20 protein-coding genes and 1 tRNA gene are annotated in these 16,740 nt (G+C 68.0%); 15 read left to right on the top strand and 6 right to left on the bottom strand.

Annotation, left to right across the window (positions count from 1 at the left end):
• Positions 1–20: 20 nt before the first annotated feature.
• The 5 genes from ACQUQR_RS03555 (at position 21) to ACQUQR_RS03535 (ending at position 3,671) form a co-directional block, all read left to right on the top strand.
• Positions 21–854, top strand: coding sequence for an NOP5/NOP56 family protein (locus ACQUQR_RS03555; protein WP_435194776.1), 834 nt, complete (start codon positions 21–23; stop codon positions 852–854).
• Positions 851–1,474 carry a fibrillarin-like rRNA/tRNA 2'-O-methyltransferase gene (locus ACQUQR_RS03550; RefSeq protein WP_435194774.1) on the top strand — a complete coding sequence of 208 codons (624 nt, stop codon included), beginning with the start codon at positions 851–853 and terminating at the stop codon, positions 1,472–1,474. Before ACQUQR_RS03555 ends, ACQUQR_RS03550 begins: the two co-directional genes overlap by 4 nt.
• A gap of 49 nt (positions 1,475–1,523) precedes the next feature.
• Positions 1,524–2,603, top strand: coding sequence for a glutamate--cysteine ligase (locus ACQUQR_RS03545; protein ID WP_435194773.1), 1,080 nt, complete (start codon positions 1,524–1,526; stop codon positions 2,601–2,603).
• 95 nt (positions 2,604–2,698) lie between these two features.
• Entirely contained in the window at positions 2,699–3,175 is a 477-nt protein-coding gene (locus tag ACQUQR_RS03540; protein WP_435194771.1) for a winged helix-turn-helix transcriptional regulator, read from the top strand.
• Positions 3,176–3,212: 37 nt separating this feature from the next.
• On the top strand, positions 3,213–3,671 hold the full coding sequence (locus ACQUQR_RS03535; RefSeq protein WP_435194770.1) for a phosphopantetheine adenylyltransferase: 459 nt from the start codon (positions 3,213–3,215) through the stop codon (positions 3,669–3,671).
• A 4-nt stretch (positions 3,672–3,675) separates the two neighbouring features.
• On the opposite strand, the gene ACQUQR_RS03530 is transcribed toward ACQUQR_RS03535, so the two are convergent.
• Positions 3,676–3,984: a transcription initiation factor IIB family protein gene (locus ACQUQR_RS03530; protein ID WP_435194768.1), complete on the bottom strand. Its 309-nt coding sequence runs from the start codon at positions 3,982–3,984 to the stop codon at positions 3,676–3,678.
• 84 nt (positions 3,985–4,068) lie between these two features.
• On the opposite strand from ACQUQR_RS03530, the gene ACQUQR_RS03525 reads away from it, so the two are divergent.
• From ACQUQR_RS03525 to ACQUQR_RS03510, 4 genes are all read left to right on the top strand, one after another.
• Positions 4,069–4,593: an MOSC domain-containing protein gene (locus ACQUQR_RS03525; RefSeq protein ID WP_435194766.1), complete on the top strand. Its 525-nt coding sequence runs from the start codon at positions 4,069–4,071 to the stop codon at positions 4,591–4,593.
• Between the two features lie 39 nt (positions 4,594–4,632).
• Positions 4,633–4,716 (top strand) — tRNA-Leu (locus tag ACQUQR_RS03520).
• A 245-nt stretch (positions 4,717–4,961) separates the two neighbouring features.
• Complete coding sequence (locus ACQUQR_RS03515) at positions 4,962–5,333, top strand: Hsp20/alpha crystallin family protein (RefSeq protein WP_435194764.1); 372 nt, start codon at positions 4,962–4,964, stop codon at positions 5,331–5,333.
• 127 nt (positions 5,334–5,460) lie between these two features.
• Complete coding sequence (locus ACQUQR_RS03510; protein WP_435194763.1) at positions 5,461–6,129, top strand: hypothetical protein; 669 nt, start codon at positions 5,461–5,463, stop codon at positions 6,127–6,129.
• Positions 6,130–6,159: 30 nt separating this feature from the next.
• Here the strand turns inward: ACQUQR_RS03510 and ACQUQR_RS03505 are convergent, their stop codons facing one another.
• Positions 6,160–7,566 (bottom strand): carotenoid oxygenase family protein, encoded by a 1,407-nt coding sequence (locus tag ACQUQR_RS03505; protein WP_435194761.1) that lies wholly within the window; start codon positions 7,564–7,566, stop codon positions 6,160–6,162.
• Between the two features lie 147 nt (positions 7,567–7,713).
• Between ACQUQR_RS03505 and dacZ the strand changes: the two genes are divergently transcribed.
• Together dacZ and ACQUQR_RS03495 are read left to right on the top strand one after the other, a co-directional pair.
• The gene (dacZ, locus tag ACQUQR_RS03500; protein WP_435194759.1) at positions 7,714–8,523 is read left to right on the top strand and encodes a diadenylate cyclase DacZ; all 810 of its coding nucleotides are present in this window, start codon (positions 7,714–7,716) and stop codon (positions 8,521–8,523) included.
• Positions 8,523–9,317, top strand: a complete 795-nt coding sequence (locus ACQUQR_RS03495) for a mechanosensitive ion channel domain-containing protein (RefSeq protein WP_435194758.1) — start codon at positions 8,523–8,525, stop codon at positions 9,315–9,317. The genes dacZ and ACQUQR_RS03495 overlap by 1 nt, the downstream gene beginning before the upstream one ends.
• Here ACQUQR_RS03495 and ACQUQR_RS03490 read toward each other — a convergent pair.
• Positions 9,314–9,820, bottom strand: coding sequence for an acyltransferase (locus ACQUQR_RS03490; protein WP_435194757.1), 507 nt, complete (start codon positions 9,818–9,820; stop codon positions 9,314–9,316). The two genes, ACQUQR_RS03495 and ACQUQR_RS03490, sit on opposite strands and share 4 nt — an antisense overlap.
• A gap of 25 nt (positions 9,821–9,845) precedes the next feature.
• On the bottom strand, positions 9,846–11,729 hold the full coding sequence (locus ACQUQR_RS03485) for a DEAD/DEAH box helicase (RefSeq protein ID WP_435194756.1): 1,884 nt from the start codon (positions 11,727–11,729) through the stop codon (positions 9,846–9,848).
• 79 nt (positions 11,730–11,808) lie between these two features.
• On the opposite strand from ACQUQR_RS03485, the gene ACQUQR_RS03480 reads away from it, so the two are divergent.
• A complete protein-coding gene (locus ACQUQR_RS03480; protein ID WP_435194754.1) occupies positions 11,809–12,375 on the top strand; it encodes a hypothetical protein in 567 nt (188 codons plus the stop codon).
• Here the strand turns inward: ACQUQR_RS03480 and purD are convergent, their stop codons facing one another.
• Positions 12,376–13,677, bottom strand: coding sequence for a phosphoribosylamine--glycine ligase (gene purD / locus ACQUQR_RS03475; RefSeq protein WP_435194752.1), 1,302 nt, complete (start codon positions 13,675–13,677; stop codon positions 12,376–12,378).
• 118 nt (positions 13,678–13,795) lie between these two features.
• Here purD and ACQUQR_RS03470 point away from each other — a divergent pair, with 118 nt between their 5' ends.
• Genes ACQUQR_RS03470 through ACQUQR_RS03460 form a run of 3 tightly spaced genes read left to right on the top strand, consistent with a single transcriptional unit; the run spans position 13,796 to position 15,000 of the window.
• A complete protein-coding gene (locus tag ACQUQR_RS03470; protein WP_435194750.1) occupies positions 13,796–14,356 on the top strand; it encodes a hypothetical protein in 561 nt (186 codons plus the stop codon).
• Positions 14,356–14,730 carry a cyclase family protein gene (locus ACQUQR_RS03465; protein WP_435194749.1) on the top strand — a complete coding sequence of 125 codons (375 nt, stop codon included), beginning with the start codon at positions 14,356–14,358 and terminating at the stop codon, positions 14,728–14,730. The genes ACQUQR_RS03470 and ACQUQR_RS03465 overlap by 1 nt, the downstream gene beginning before the upstream one ends.
• A gap of 45 nt (positions 14,731–14,775) precedes the next feature.
• The gene (locus tag ACQUQR_RS03460) at positions 14,776–15,000 is read left to right on the top strand and encodes a hypothetical protein (protein WP_435194748.1); all 225 of its coding nucleotides are present in this window, start codon (positions 14,776–14,778) and stop codon (positions 14,998–15,000) included.
• Positions 15,001–15,006: 6 nt separating this feature from the next.
• Here ACQUQR_RS03460 and ACQUQR_RS03455 read toward each other — a convergent pair whose 3' ends face one another.
• The gene (locus ACQUQR_RS03455) at positions 15,007–16,677 is read right to left on the bottom strand and encodes an acyl-CoA synthetase (protein WP_435194747.1); all 1,671 of its coding nucleotides are present in this window, start codon (positions 16,675–16,677) and stop codon (positions 15,007–15,009) included.
• Positions 16,678–16,740 lie beyond the last annotated feature (63 nt).

Genomic DNA, 16,740 nt, shown 5'->3' with positions numbered 1-16,740 from the left:
CGTCGCGTCGGACTCGGGGTATGAGCGACAACGGATGGTTCGTCGGCGTCGACCCCGGCGACACCGAGACGGCGGCGGGCCGCATCCGCGAGGGGTCGGCGGACTCCCCGGAGGACTGGCCGGCCCGCGCGGTCGAGGCCGGCTTCGCCGACAGCGAGGAGGCGTACTACTCGCTCCTGCGCGAGGCGAGCATCGCTGCGGCCCGCGCGGGCGTCGTCGAACGGGAGCGTGCCGGCGACAGACAGCTGATGCACGCGATCCGCGCGATGGACGACTGCGACCGCACGGCGAACGAACTCGCCGAACGGGTCGCGGAGTGGGCCGGGAGCCTGTTCGACGAGGTCGGTGCGGGTGTCGACGGCGCCCGCGCGGTCGCGGCGCGCGACCCCGCAGACCCGAACGAGGAGCGCGTCGTCGCGCTCGCGGAGCGGGTGGTGGAACTGGACGAGGAGGCGACGGCCCTTCGCTCGTACATCGAGCGCACGGCGCCCGAGGTGGCACCCAATCTCTCGCGGCTGGCGGGGCCGGTGCTCGCCACGCGGCTCATCGCCATCGCGGGTGGGCTGGACGCGCTGGCGAAGAAACCCTCCGGGACGGTGCAGGTGCTCGGCGCGGAGGACGCGCTGTTCGCCCACCTCCGGGGCCGCGCCCCGTCTCCGAAACACGGCATCATCTTCACGCACGAGTACGTGCGCGGGACGCACCCGGACGAGCGCGGGAGCGCGGCCCGCGCGCTCGCGGGGAAACTCGCCATCGCGGCCCGGGTCGACCACTACTCGGGCGAGCTGAAGCCGGCGCTGGAACGCGAGCTGGACGAGCGCATGGAGCGCATTCGCTCGCGGGGTGACGCATGACCATCGACGGCGTCACCAGACGGGCGTTCGACGGCCGGGACCGGCTCGCCACGCAGGGGCCGCCGGTCTACGGCGAGCCCACCCACGACGGCTGGCGCGCGTGGGACGCCCGGCGCTCGAAGCTCGGCGCGATGCTGGAGAAGGGGATGGAGACGGGACTCGACGGCGGGGAGACGGTGCTCTATCTGGGGGCAGCCTCGGGGACGACCGTCTCGCACGTCGCGGACTTCGCGGGGCCCACCTACGCCGTGGAGTTCGCCGCACGCCCCGTCCGTGACCTCATCGCGGTGGCCGAAGCCCGCGAGAACCTCTTTCCGCTGTTGAAGGACGCGCGCAAACCGGAGACGTACGCGCACGTCGTGGAGCCCGTGGACGTCATCGTGCAGGACGTGGCGACCCGCGGGCAGGCGCGGGTGGCGTGTGCGAACGCGCGGTTCCTCGACGCCGGGGGGAGACTCCTGCTCGCCGTGAAGGCCCGCTCGGAGAACGTCGTCGCCGACCCGGGTGAGGTGTTCGAGGGCGTGCTCGACGGACTGGCGGCGGAGTACGACGTGCTGGAGACGGCGCGACTGGAGCCGTTCCACGACGACCATCTCGCCGTGGTCGCCGAGAAGCGGTGACTCGCAGGTAACAGAACGCCTTTAGCCGATGCCGTCGGATGGTTGGCCGATGGAACTGGGGTCCGCCGACGCCTTCGACCGGATGGGTACGCTGGGAATCGAGGAGGAGTTCTTCGTCGTCGATTCCGCGGGGAGGCCCGTCTCGGGTAGCGACACGCTCGTCTACGAGGCGGACCCCCCCGAGCTGCTGGACGGTCGGCTGGACCACGAACTGTTTAAATGCGTCATCGAGACGCAGACGCCGCTCATCGAATCCCCCGGCGACGCCGAGGAGCACCTCCTCGCGGTCCGGCGGGCACTCCTCGACTACGCGGGCGAGCACGGCTACGGCATCGCGGCGGCCGGGCTCCACCCCGCGGCGAAGTGGCGCGAACTGGAACACGCCCAGAAACCCCGCTACCGGTCCCAGCTCGACCGGATTCAGTACCCTCAGCATCGAAATACGACGGCGGGGCTCCACGTCCACGTCGGGGTGGACGACGCGGACAAGGCCGTCTGGATCGCGAACGAGCTCCGCTGGTATCTCCCCGTGATGCTCGCGCTCTCGGCGAACTCCCCGTTCTGGAACGGCTACGACACCGGGCTCTCGTCTGCGCGGGCGAAGATCTTCGAGGCGCTGCCGAACACCGGGATGCCGACGGCGTTCGAGGATTTCGAGGCGTTCGCCGCGTTCGAGCGGCTGATGGTCGAGAACGGGAGCATCAACGACCGCGGCGAGCTCTGGTACGACGTGCGCCCCCACTCCGGCCACGGCAGCGTCGAGATCCGCGCGCCGGACGGACAGGCCGACCCCGACCGCGTCATAGCGTTCGTCGAGTACACCTACGCGCTCGTCGAGGACCTCGCCGCGCGGTACGACGACGGGGAGGAGGGGTACGCCCACCGGCGTGAACCCCTCGACGAGAACAAGTGGCGGGCCATGCGCCACGGGCACGACGCCTCGTTCCTGACGCGGGAGATGGACGGTGAGATCGGGCTGGGCGAGGTCGTCGACCGCGAGGCCTCACGGCTCGGCGTCTCCGGTATCAAAGAACTGTACGACGCGGAGAGCGGCGCCGCGATGCAGCGACGACTCCTCGAGACGGAGGGGATCGAGGCGCTCTGTGACGCCCTCGCGCTTCGGGTCTGAGCCGACCACTGCCCGGGGCATTCTGTCGGCAGAGAACCGACCCGTCCGTGGGTTTTATACGTGGCAAAATCTTCGTGTCGCAACACGAACGACACATGTCTGCTGACGATTCCAACGATGACGGCGTCCAGGAGGACGTCCGTGAACGACTCGAGGAGACCGCAGAGGGGCTCGACGCCAGGCTCGTCGACCTGCTCTCGTGGATTCTGGACACGGAGACCCGTGCCCGCATCTACGTGTACCTCCGCGAGCACCCCCACGCCACGAGCGAGGAGATCGCCGACGGGACCGGCCTCTACCCCTCCACCGTCCGTGAGGCGCTCGCCGCGCTCCACGAGGAGGGGAAGGTCACCCGCGGCAAGCGCGAGTCGGGTGGAGCCGGCAACAACCCCTACGAGTACGACGCGATGCCGCCGGCCGAGCTCGTCGGCAGCATCGTCGAAGAGGTCCAGGAGGAGCTGAACACGGTGTTCAACCTCGATAGCCTGCTCGGGGGGGAGACGCCGAACAGCAGTCCCGTCACCATCAACGTGAGCGAGGACGATACCCGGCAGGACGACCGCGACGACTAGCGACACCACTTTACCGGGGGACACCGATTCCGGTGGTATGCAGGTCGTGCTGGGCGGGACGTTCGATCCGATTCACGACGGCCACCGGGCGCTGTTCGAGCGTGCCTTCGAACTCGGTGACGTGACCGTCGGCCTGACGAGCGACGAGTTCGCGCCCGAGACCAGAAGCGAAGCCCGCCCGGTCCGGCCCTTCCCGGAGCGGAAAGCGACGCTCGAAGCCGAACTCGAGTCGTTCGCCACGGAGTACGACCGCTCCTACGAGGTCAGGAAACTCGAAGAGCCCACGGGCATCGCCACGGAGCCCGGGTTCGACGTGCTCATCGTCTCCCCGGAGACGCAGAAGGGGGCAGAGATCGTCAACGAGGTCCGCGCGGAGAAGGGGCTCGACCCCCTCGAAATCGAGGTCGTTCCACACGTCGTCGCCGAAGACGGCGACATCATCTCCTCGACGCGCATCGTCAACGGTGAGATCGACGAGCACGGCAACCTCGTCTGATTCGCTACCAGCTCGGCGGCTCCAGCCCCGCCTCGCGCATCAGGTCCTTCCAGCGCTGTTGGACGGAGAGTCGCGACACCCCCACCGCGTCGGCCACGTCGCCCTGCGACCGCCGGTCCCCCTCCGTCAGGGTCGCGACGTAGAGCGCCGCGGCGAGCGCGGGCTTCTTCGAGCGGTCCCCCTCCGGCACCGTCGAGAGGAACAGATCGGCCGCACGCGAGCGCACGGGCGCGGGAAGGTCGAGCCGGTCGGCCGCCTCGTCGAGCGCGGCCAGCCACGCCTCGTTCGCCACCTCGTCGCTCGCCCGGTACATACCTTCCCTTGCGAACGCGGGGACTTAACGCCCTCGTCGGCCCGCCTGGCAACGTTTATCGCCGCTCGTGTCAGTACTTGTCACATGTCCGGTCGTGTCGAGGGCATCTGGTACGCCGATGCGGACAGCGAGCCCATGGTCTCCGTCGAGCGAATCGAGGCCATCGAGGGCGGGCTCGCCGGCGACCGCTACGCCACCGGGAAGGGCTACTACTCCCCGTTCGACGTGTGTGCGGTCACGTTCATCGAGGCCGAGATCATCGACGACATCCGCGATGCCGGCATCGACCTCACCGATGGCCGCCACCGCCGGAACGTCGTGACCCGGGGGGTGGACGTGACGGACCTGCTGGAAACCCGTTTCAGGGTCGGCGAGGCCGTCTTCGAGGGGACTCGGCCCCGACCGCCCTGCGTCCACGTCGAGGAGGTTGCTGGCGAGGACGGGGTCGCGAAGGCGCTCGCGGGCGACCGCGGGGGCATCTGCGCGGACGTGGTGACTCCCGGGGAGTTCGGGGTCGGTGACGAGATCGAAATCGTGGAGGACCTGTCGTTCGACGCGGAGGGGTTGGCCGCCTCCATCGCCGACCGGAGCGACGCCGAGATTCTGTAACGACAATCTCTTAATGCGGTTTCGAGTATATGCGGGTGCGCGTGGGTAGCCAAGCCTGGAAACGGCGCAGCGCTTAGGACGCTGTCCTATAGAGGTCCGCAGGTTCAAATCCTGTCCCACGCATTCTCCGGCTCGACCGCAGGGGAGAGTCGTGAGAATCGTCCGGTCAGGATTTGAAGCATGGCGCGAACGCAGTGAGCGCCAGCGGTTCAAATCCTGTCCCACGCATATTCTGTCCGAGCGACGTGAAATCCTGTCGCGCGCTGAGCCCCCCGCGCTGGCCGTCGGGTGGCTCGCGCGAAAACGTGATATTGGATTACGACGTACTGTTCGGCTGGATAGGGAGGTGAAAGAGAATGCTTCCAGTGATGACTCCGAGCAGTTGGACGCAGGGGCTCGACCTGCCGTCCCGGCTGTTCCCGACCGGGCTGTTCGAACGCGCGTTCGAGGGCGTCGAACTCTACGAGGAGGACGACGCCTTCGTACTCACCGTCGATATGCCCGGGTTCGAGCGGGAGGAGATCAGCGTCACGTGGGACGACGGCCAGCTTAACGTCGCCGCCGAACACGTCGACGACGCTCACGACCGCAAGAAGACGTATCACCGGTCCTTCCGGCTGCCGAAGGACATAGAGGAGAGTGAGATAACCGCCTCGTACCGCAACGGCGTCCTCGAGGTGACGCTACCGATTCCCGCGGACGCCCCGCCGAAGGGCACGCGGATCGAGGTCGAGGGCTGAGGAGGGCTGAGGAGGGCTGACCGTCGAAGGCTGCCCTCGCAGGCCCGGACGAGCCTTCTTCTGAGCCTTCTTGGACGTACCGCACCTGACTACCGCCTCTCTGTGCAACCTCTAAGGGGTGTCTCCCATGAAGATGTACGACAGCGACCTGACTGCAGACGAGAATCGGACGACGACCGCGACCACGAAGCGATTCAAGGGGTTCGACGCCCGTTTCGGGACCGACCCCGCGGAGATCTACATCGAGCTCCGGATGGGGAGTCCCGCGTACATCCACCTGCGAGCGGGTGAGTACCTGCAGGAGGGTGACGTGTTCCACCGCGAGCAGCTCGGCGTGCGCTCCCCGACGCTGGACACGTGGGAGGTCGTCGAGATCACCCCCGAGCGCGTGGTCGGTCGGGACATCGAAACCGGCGACACGGTTACGTGGGACCGCGAGACGGTCGAAAAGGGGCTGGCGATCGGCCGGTACTCGACGAACCTCACCGACTTCGAGTGGGTCAGCGTCTATCAGGTCGGTCGGTGGGATGACTACGACCCCGAGGAGGGGGACGCGGGCACGCGGCACGCGGAGCAGCCGTACGTCTCCGTCGTCGCCTACGGTGACAACGGCCGGAAGTACGGCCGCCGGTACCGGTTCGCCGAGCCGGAGGCGGGGGAGTTGTACCTCTGGAGGGAGGACAGGCCGTTCGGGGGGTTCGACGAGACGGTGGTCGAACGGTTGGACGAACGCGTCCGGGAGGCGCTCGAAGCCGAGGGGTACACCGTCGTCGAACGGACGGACGTCCCGGCGTGAGCACGTGAGTTCTGTTTTCTACCGTCGGCCTCACGCTGGCGGCACGTCCCTGAAGAAGGCGCCATGAAAGTCGAACGGGAGGACGTGGGGGAGGGCGACCGAATCGACCAGACGCATCGACTGGGCGTCCACGACGACGAACCGCGAGGTCTCCGCGACCGTATCGAGCGCCACGGCGAGGAGGACGCCGTCGTCCTCCGCGACTCCCTCGGGATGGGGGACGAAGACGGGTTCCGAGAAGTACCAGTGCTCCTCGCGGAAGCGCTCGACGTCTCCCGAAGTCACGTCCACCTTCAGCAGTTCGTGGGGGAAGTCGGTGACCGGCTGGCCCGCGGTGCCCTGGCCGTAGACGTACCGGTAGGGGTCCATGTGGACCTTCGGGGAGTGGCGCGGGAGGGCGATACCTCCTTCGTAGGCCGTCTCCACCGAGATCTCGGCCGTGTCGAGCGCGAGCCGGTAGCGGTCGAGCCGCCCGCCGGCGAACGCGAAGTCGTCGGCGGTGAGCTCGTCGAGGTAGAGCGCCCCGATGGCGGACGCGTCGTCGAACGCGACGAGATCGAACACGAGTTCCCCACCTTCTTGGAAGGCGTTGACGTGGTGGAAGGCGAACGTGGCGGGCGCCTCGGCGTCGACGACGACCTCGCCGGTTTCCCGCGAGACGACCCGGATTCTGGTGCCACGCTTGGGGGTCCAGTCGTACCGCTCGATGAAGGACTTCGAGGACGGGAACAGGAGCTTCAGCGGGGTGACGACGAGCGGGAACTCCGTGACGATGACGTGCTCGCGGGTGAGCCCGAAGGAGTGGACGTAGGCGGGCTTCTCGGTGGGGAGCCGGGCGAGCGTTCGCCGCGACCAGACGCCGTCCGGTTGGATCGAGAGCCGATACTCGTTCTTGCGGCCGAAGTGGGTGTGGAGATTGAGGGTCTCCCCGCGGTCGGCGTCGTGGTGGGGGTGTGCGGTGACGAGCTGGCCCGACGGCTCCCCCAGATAGCTCGTCCTGCCCGTCGTCTCCAGGGTTTCGGGGTCGAACAGCGTGAGTTTGGGGGTCTCCGTCAGTGCCGCGAACTCCCCGCCGAGCCGTGCGACGTGGACGTTCGTGTTGTCGGTCGCCTCCGGTGGGGCGAGCGCGTCGAGCGCGCGCCGGGGGAGCGAGCGCCCCGAGTCCGTGCCGAACCCGCCCACGGCCTCCCCTCGCTCGGCGGCCTCCCGCGCCGTGGTGTCGAGAACCCGGTTGCGGTAGTGGAGGTTCTCGCCGACCGTGAACGCGCGGAGCATCGCGAGCCCGTCGAACCAGTGGGCGACCCGTCTCCCGCCGGGTTCGAACTGGCCGGGGCCGTTCCGGATGAGCGTGCCGCGGAGCCAGTCCGGGGTGGCGAGCGGGAGCCGGGTGTCGACCTCCTCCTCCGTGGACTGGAAGCCGGGTGCGTAGTCGCGCATGGGTGGGGAGAGGTGGGGAGCGGCCTTCAATCCGCCAGTCGTCCGGAATGATACGGATGGTGACACTCTGTCAGGGTGTCGGACAGTAGCAAGCCGTCCGCAAGCCGTCCCACAAACCTTTTTCCTGTCGGAATAGATGATAGGATAATGACCGACCTCCGTGAGCTGCTTGGGGGCATCGTAGCCGACGTCGACGCCGTGTGTCTGTTCTCCCCGAGCGCCTCGTACGTCGAGACGTTCGCGGAGGCGGACCTCCCCGTCATCGTCGTCTCGCCCGAGAACGCCGTGGGTGCGGACAACTACGTCGAACTCCCGCTGGAGTTCGCGGATATCAAAGAGCGCATCCGGTTCGGTATCGAGGGGGCCATCGACAACGGCTACGTCGAGGACGGCGACATCGTCGCCTGTGGCACCAAGATCTTCGGTGATAGCATCGACAGCATCACCCGGGTGAAGGCCTCGGAGTTCTCCCGGTCGGGCGTCTACGACCTGTTCGTCAACTCCCGCGCCGAGGCGTCCGTCATCCGCGACGTGCTCGAGGTCGCCATCGAACTCGGGAAGAAGGGCCAGAAGGGGAAACGCGTCGGCGCGCTGTTCGTCGTTGGCGACGCGGGGAAGGTGATGAACAAGTCCCGCCCGCTCTCGTACAACCCCTTCGAGAAGTCGCACGTCCACGTCGGCGACCCCATCGTGAACGTCATGCTGAAGGAGTTCTCGCGGCTCGACGGTGCCTTCATCATCTCCGACTCGGGCAAGATCGTCTCCGCGTACCGGTATCTCGAACCCTCCGCGGAGGGCGTGGACATCCCGAAGGGACTCGGCGCGCGCCACATGGCCGCGGGGGCCATCACCCGTGACACCAACGCCGTGTGTATCGTCCTCTCGGAGTCCGACGGGCTGGTCCGCGCCTTCCAGGCCGGTGAACTCATCCTCGAACTCGACCCGGAGGAGTACTGATGGCTCAGCTCGACGGCGCGCTTCGGACGGTCCAGGAGCTGTTGACCGACGAGCTGAACCTCCTTCTCGCCATCGTCGTCCTCCTTCTGGGGCTCGCCGTCGGCCTCTGGGCCGCCTCGGTGGTGACCCGCTGGCTCGACCGGTTCGGTGTCGCGGAGGCCGTCGAGGGGACCCCGTTCGAGCGCTCGGCCCGGAACCTCGGCACCTCGACGGTCGGCATCCTCTCGCGGCTCGTCGGCCTGTTCGTCGTCGCGCTCGCCGTCGTGGTCGCCCTCCAGCTACTGGACGTCGTCGCAACACAGATCTTCATCACGCAGCTGACGAACTACTTCCCGAACCTCTTCATCGCCGCCATCGTCGTCGTCACGGGCCTGCTCGTCGGGGAGAAGGCCGCCCTCGCGACGAGCGAACGCCTCCGGTCGGTGAAGCTCGCTGAGGTGACGCTGTTGCCGACGCTCGTCAAGTACAGCATCTTCTACATCGCCGCGCTCGTCGCGCTCGCCCAGCTGAACGTCGCCGTCCTCGCACTCATCGTCCTGCTCGCCGCGTACGCCTTCGGTGTCTTCTTCATCGGCGGGCTGGCGTTCCGGGACCTGCTCGGCTCCGCGACGGCGGGTATCTATCTGCTTCTCACGGAGCCCTACTCCATCGGTGACGAGGTGGAGATCGACGGGCATCGAGGTATCGTCCAGGAGGTGGACACCTTCGTCACGCGCATCGAGAGCGACGGCGAGGAGTACATCATCCCGAACCGCCGGGTGTTCCGGTCGGGCATCGTCCGGATTCGGAACTAGTCGCGGTCGACCGGTTCCGCGGGCACACCCGCGACCGTCTCCCCCTCCGGCACGTCCTCGGTGACGAGCGAGTTCGCCGCCACCTGCGCGTTCGTTCCGATGTGGACCCCGGGGAGGACGATAGCGCCCGCACCGATCATCGCGCGCTCGCCGACGACTACCTCGCCCAGCCGGTACTCATCTTGGAGAAACTCGTGGCACAGCAAGGTGGCGTCGTAGCCCACGATGCAGTGGTCCTCCAGGGTGATCAGCTCGGGCCAGAACACGTCCGGGGTCGCTTCGAGTCCCCACGAGACCCCCTCGCCGACCGTGACACCCAGCCGGTGGAGCGCCCAGTTCTTCACCCGGAGGAACGGCGCGAGCCGCGCGACGGTGACGAACAGGTAGTTGTAGATCAACTGGAGGAGGGATTTCTCGTCGGGCCACGACCACAGCGAGTTTCGCGGGCCGGGCGTCGGGTGCCGGGAGAGGCGGTCGTAGCGGGAGGGGGCGTCGTCGTTCACGCGAGAAGGAAGGCGAGCCGCGGGCTTAATTCCACGCCACCGACTCGCGCTCGGTCACCCGAATCCCCTTCCCCGCGAGGTGGCGCATCCGCTGGCGGGCGAAGTCCTCCTCCGTGCTCCCGCGCGTCGCGAGCACGTACATCCGCGCACGCCCCTCGGGGCGCATGGTTCGGCCCGCCCGCTGGGTCCCCTGCCGACGTGAGCCACCCAGCCCCGACGCGGCGATCGCCAGCTCCGCCTCGGGGAGGTCGATACCCTCGTCCCCCACGCGGGAGACGAGCAGCACGTCCCGCGGGCCGTGGCGGAACTCCTCGAACAGCTTTCTCCTGCGAGCATGGGGCATCTCCCCCGAGATGAAGGGAACGTTGAGCGCCCCGGCAAGCTGTTCGCCCTGCTCCAGATACTCGACGAAGATGAGGGCCTTCTCGCCGGGGTGGTCTCTGAGGATCTCGCGGATCTCCTCCTCCTTCGCGGGGTTGGCCGCCGCGAGCTGGCGCTTCTCGTGACCCGCGCTGGAGCCGTACTCGTTGGCGTGCATGTCGGAGGCCCAGGGAATCAGCCGAATCTCGATCTCGGGTTCCGCGACGTAGCCCGCGTCGAACAGCGCGCCCCAGTCCGTTCCTATCGGAGGACCGATGAGGGTGAATATCTCGCGTTGTTTGTCGTCTTCCCGTACTGGCGAAGCGCTCAATCCCAGGCGGGAGGTGGTCTGCAGGTCGACAGAGCGCCTGTGAATCGGTGCCGGCACGTGATGCACCTCGTCGTAGATGATGAGCCCCCATTTGCGCTCCTCGAACAGCGTTCTATGTCTATCCATCCCCGCGGTCTGGTAGGTCGCGACGGTGACGGGGCGAATCTGCTTCTCGCCGCCGTGGTAGAGCCCGACCTGCTCCCGGGAGAGCGACGTGTTCAACACGAGCGTGTCGCGCCACTGCTCGGCCAGCTCTCTCCCGGGAACCAGAATCAGCGTCTCGCCGTCCATCGCGTCCATGATGCCCATCGCGGCCACGGTCTTCCCGGAGCCGGGCGGCCCGACGAGCACGCCGGAGCCCTGCTGGACGAACCGGTTGACCCACGACTGCTGGTAGTCGCGCAACTCCAGCAGACAGTCGATGTCGAGGGGGTCACCCTCCTCGAGGTGGCGCTCGTCGCGGACGGGGTAGCCCGCGTCGTAGAGGGTGCGTTTGATCTCGGCGGCCTTCCCCTCCGCGACCCACGCCTCCGTATCGGAGATGCGCGCGCGGATGAGGCCCGCTTCGAGCTTCTGTTCGGCGACGTTCCCCAGCAGATCGGCGGAGTTCGCCTCGAGGACGACGTAGCCGTCGTCGTGCGTGTAGAGTCTGAACTTGTGCGCGCGCTCCCACTGGGCGGTGACGAACTCCTCTAAGACCTCGGCGCGCTGGCCGAGCGCCTGGCGCATCGTCCGGAGGAGCCCGTCGAGCGAATCGTGAGGGGCCTGCCAGACGTCCTCCTGTCTGACCTCGTAGATGTACCCCTCCTCGCGGTTGGTGTCGTCGAGGTGCGCGAACTGCGAGAGCTGGGCGCGGGTGAACTGCGTGGGTTGATCGACGATGATCTGGCGGCGCTTGGGAAACACCACGACCCGCTCGCGCGACTGGGTGTCCTTGTAGTCGCGGGGGAACCACACGACGGGGTCGGGCTCAACGTCGAGGGTGTCGAGCCGGCCCTCGTCGCGGAGTCGCTGGAGGGCCTCGGCCGCCTGCGCGTGGGTGCAGTCGAGCGCGCGGGCCACCTCGCCGGCGGTGACGACCGGCCGCTCGCGGGATTCGAGGACATCGTAGAAGCGGTCGATGGAGAGGTCGAAGGTGGGTCCGTCGTCCTCCCGTATCTCGGTTATCGCGGGGGTCGGCTCCTCGTCGGGGCGGTCGGCGGAGGCGTCGTCTGTCACTGGCCCCCCTTCGTGGGCGAACGGGAAAAGCGGCGCGACAGCCGGAAGAGGTATGTCCTGAAGGCGACAGGTATCGCGTATGCGCCGTCGCACAGCCCTCCAGCTGGCCGGCACGACCCTCCTCGGTGGTCTCGCCGGCTGTTCGGCCGTTACGGAATCTCGACTCCGCGACCCACGCACCGAACGCGAGGACGACCAGACGCACCACGTCTACACCCGCGGTGAGGAACGGATACTCGAGGTTTCCGCGCTCCGATTCGGGGTGCCGGCTCCCGAGTACGCCATCCCACTGAAACTGTTCGTCTGGCACCGCGGAGGGACACACCTCGATGCCGTTCGGTACGAGATTCAACTGAACGAGCCGGGGAAGCCCCTCCCCGAGGTGTTCATGACCCGCCTGTCCGGCTATCCGACGCCACGGGTGACGTTCGGCCGGAACCGCGAGGCGGACGCGACGGTCGTCGACATCCCCGAACTGGGGTCGCAGGGCACCGGCTCGTTCGGACTCGACCTCGTCGTCGTCCCCTTCGGTGACTGGGAGGAGCGAGTCGTCACCGTGCGCTACGACCTCGACCTCTCGCAGAACGGCGTCGACCCGCGGCGCTACACCGCGAGCGACGCACTCGAATTTCCGGTGACGCGGTAGCTACTCGACGCGCGTCTCGCCGCGCAACTCGGCCATGTGGTCGACGCGCTGTTTGAGCAGGTCGGCCTTCCCGATGTCGTGGCGGGAGCGGAGCCCCTCCTCGCCGGCCTTCTCGAGTGCTTCCTCCGCGATGGCTTCCGCCTCCGTGATGGTGTCCGCGACGCCGACGACGGCGAACGACCGGGAGGTGGTCGTGTAGATACCGTCCTCGCGGGCGTCGACGGAGGCGTAGAACAGCAGCGCGTCCCCGGCGCTCTCCTCGTCGATGGCGACGAGCGCGCCCGATTTGGGGTCGGTGGGGTAGCCCTCGGGGACCGCGTACTTGCAGACGGTCGCCTCGTCCGCGAACTCCAGGGAGGGGAGCGGCTCGCCGTCGCGGGCCGCCGTGATGACATCGACGAACGGCGTCTCGAGGACGGGAAGGGTGTTCATCGCCTCGGGGTCACCGAAGCGGGCGTTGAACTCCACGATCTTCGGCCCCTCCGCCGTGAGCATGAACTGCCCGTAGAGAATCCCCTTGTAGCCGTCGAGCGCCGCGACGACGGCGTCCAGAATCTCGACGGCGGCGGTGTAGTCGTCTTCGGTCATGAACGGGAGCTCGAACGTCGCGTCGGAGTACGAGCCCATCCCGCCGGTGTTCGGGCCCTCGTCGCCCTCGTAGGCGCGCTTGTGGTCCTGAATCGCGGGCGTTACTCTGTATTCACCGTTGGCGACGAACGCCTGTACGGTGAACTCCTCGCCGACGAGGCGTTCCTCGAGGACGATACGCTCGTAGTCGTTCTCGCGGATGTACGCCTTCGCCTCCTCGGGGGTACACTGGTCGCCGATGACCTTCACGCCCTTCCCGCCCGTCAGCCCGGCCGGCTTCACGGCGAGGTCGCCGTCGTACTCGTCGATGAACGCGCAGGCGGCCTCGTCGTCCGAGAACACCTCGAACGCCGGGTTCCCGGGGATCTCGTGTTTCTCGAGGAACTCCCGCTGGAACCCCTTGTCCGTCTCGATGCGAGCCTCCGTCGACTGGGGGGCGAAGGCGTAGATGCCGGCCTCGTCGAGTGCGTCGGCGACCCCCTCCGCGAGGGGGGCTTCCGGGCCGACGACGGCGAGCGTGGCGTCGACGGCCTCGGCGTAGGCGACGACAGCGTCGGGGTCGGTCTCATCGAGCTGTTTGAACGCCGTGGCCAGCCCGGCGATACCGGGGTTCCGGTTCGCGGCGCAGGCGTACAGGGTCACGTCCTCCGCGAGCGCGCGGGCGATGGCGTGTTCGCGGCCGCCACCACCGACGAGCAAGACGGTTTCACTCATGCGAGGAGAGGGACGGCATAGGAGTGTAAAGGTTGCTCTTCCGGGGGACGGATGTATACACGAACGTGTCTGATCGGGGAGGGAGTCTTTTTGTCTCCGACGCTCGCTTCACCGGGATATGGTCACGGGTTCGCTGTTCCGTCTGTTGTTCTCCCCCGTCGGTACCGTCGCCGGACTGGTCTTCATCCTCGCCGTCGGGACCGTCGTCGCGGCTACCCGGGGACGGGTCGGGCCCAACGCACCCCAGCGGACCGCTGTCGCCCTCGCCGTGGGTGGCGCGGCGCTGCTCGCCGCCGGGATCGCACTCCTGTTCACCGGGGAAGCGGCTGCCATCCCACTCGTGAACGAGGGACTCGATGCCGTCCAACGGGGCGTTTCCCCGAGCCAGTCCACGACCGCGGCGCTCGGCTGGCTGTTCACCGTCGGTAGTGCCGGGTTCGTCGGCGCGTTCGTCCTCGCGGGGGTCGACGCCGCGATACGGGACCACGACCACCTCCCACCGGCCGAGGGCGTCGTCCTCATCGTCAACGGTGGGGTGACCTGCCTCGCGGTCGGCATCGGCCTGAGCTACGCGCGCGGGTCGCTCCAGGGGACCGCAATCGCCGGCGTCTCCATCACGCTCGCGGTGTTCCTGCTCACCCTCGGATCGCTCCTGCTCGTCGTCCAGAAGGCGGGCTGATGTGGGTCGACCTCACCCAGCCGTTCGACGCGGACGCCGTCCACGGCTCCGGCCCCCCACCGGAACTCGACCGGCTGTCGACGGTCCCTGACGACGGCGTGGGGCTGAGCTGGCTCGGCTGTTCCACCCACACGGGGACGCACGTCGATGCCCCCCGGCACTTCCTCGCCGACGGCCCGACCATCGACGACCTCCCGCTCGACCGGTTCACCGGTGAAGGCATCGTTCTCGACGTGGCGTGCGGTGAGCCCCGCGAACTCACGCCGGCTACCCTCGAGGCCGCATCCGGGACCGTCGAGGACCGCGACATCCTCCTTCTGCGAACCGGCTGGGGCGACCGCTACGGAACGGCGTCGTACCACGAGTACCCGTGACTCTCTGCGGACGCGGCCGACTGGCTGCTCGATGCGGGGGTGCGGATGCTCGCCGTCGACACCCGCAGCCCCGACCGCCCGCGCGCCCTGCGCCCCGACGACTGGGACGCCTACCCCGTCCATCGGCGGCTCCTCTCGGAGGGAGTGCTCATCGCGGAGAACCTCGCGATTCCCGACTCGCTCGCGGGGGAACGCGTCGAGGTGTTCGCCTTCCCGATGGCCGTCCGGGAGGGGGACGGCGCCCCCGCCAGAATCGTCGCCCGGCGGTAGCGCCGCTCAGTTCTCTTCGGCTTCTTCCAGCGACGCCCGCCTGAGCTTCCCGGTCGCCGTCTTCGGAAGCGCCTCGCGGAACTCGATCTCTCGTGGGTACTCGTACTTCGCCAGCCGGTCACGGACGTGCTGGCGGAGCGCGTCGCGGGTCCCCTCCGTGGGCTCCCACCCCGCGGTGAGCACGACGAACGCCTTCGGGACCTCGCCGCGCTCGGCGTCGGGAACGCCGATGACCGCCGCGTCCGCGACGGCGTCGTGGCCCGCCAGCGTCTCCTCGATCTCCACGGGGCCGATGCGGTAGCCCGCGGAGATGATGACGTCGTCCTTGCGCCCCTCGAAGACGAGATAGCCGTCCTCGTCGAGCCAGCCTAAGTCCTCCGTGCAGAGCCAGCCGTTCCGGACCTTCTCGCGCGTCTTCTCGGGTTTGTTCCAGTACTCGACGAAACAGACGGGGTTCCCCTCGTAGCGCAGCGCGATTTCGCCGACCTCTCCCTGTGGCACCGTCGGTTCTGCGGTCTCGGGGTCGACGATGGCGATCTCGTGACCCGGTCCGGGCCTTCCGATCTTCCCCTCCCGGAACTCCAGGAGCGCGGTGCAGTCCCCGACGAGCATGTTCGCCTCCGTCTGGCCGTACCCCTCGTGGACGGCCGCACCCTGGAACACCTCGTCTGCCCAGTCGACGATTGTCTGCCCGAGCGACTCACCCCCGCTGGCGACGACGCGGATGGAGTCGAGTCGGTACTGTGAGGTGTCCTCGACCTGCATCATCATCCGGAGTGCGGTGGGCGGGGCGAAGAAGTTCGTCACCCCGTAACGCTCGATGAGGTCGAAGGCGAGCTCGGGGTCGAACGGCCCGCCGTCGTACGCGACCACGGGCTTGCCGTAGTAGAGCCCCGGGACGACCACGTCGAACAGCGAGGCGATCCACGCCCACTCCGCGGGCGTCCAGAACACGTCCGGCTCTTCGAGCGAGAGGTTACAGAACGCGGTGAGGAACAGCGGGAGATGGCCGAGCAGCATCCGGTGGGCGTGGCGGACGCCCTTCGGGTCCCCCGTCGTCCCGGAGGTGTAGATGAGGATGGCGTCCTCCTCGGCGTCGGTGTCGACGGTGTCGAACTCCTCGCTCTCGTCGTCGATGGCGTCCCAGAAGTCGGCCTCGTCACCCTCTCTGGAGGCCGCACCCACCGTGAGCACGGTGTCGAGGTCGTCGAGGGACTCGCGGGCCTCCCGGACGTTGTCGATGTTGGACTCGTGGACGATGGCGGCGACGGCCCCCGCGTCGTCCAGCCGGTAGCCCACCGCGTCGGGGCCGAACAGCGTGCTCAGTGGGACCGACATCGCCCCGAGCTTCCAGCAGGCGACGTGTGCGAACACGGTTTCGGGGCGCTGCGGGACGTTGATTCCCACCCGGTCGCCGCGTTCGACACCCTGCGAACGGAGGTAGTTCGCCAGTCGATTCGCGATTCGCTGGAGCTCCGCGTAGGTGTACTCGGTTCTCGCCCCGCTATCGTCCTCCGCGTACAGCGCCACGCGCCCTTCGTCGTCTGCCCAGCGGTCACAGACGTAGTGGGCCATGTTGAACCGTTCGGGGACCTCCCACTCGAAGGAGTCGTAGAGGTCGTCGTAGCTCTCCCAGTCCCGTTCGTAGAAGTGGTAGGTATCGAGTCGCTCGGACATAGCTCACCCAGAACGCGAGGTGTTACCAATGTTCGCCCTCGCTCCCCCGCGAAGCCCGACACT

It is taken from the genome of Natronomonas sp. EA1, assembly GCF_051195035.1.
GTDB lineage: Archaea > Halobacteriota > Halobacteria > Halobacteriales > Haloarculaceae > JBNTJV01.
Note: the sequence above shows the minus strand (reverse complement) of the source record. Positions and strands in the feature narration are given on the sequence as shown.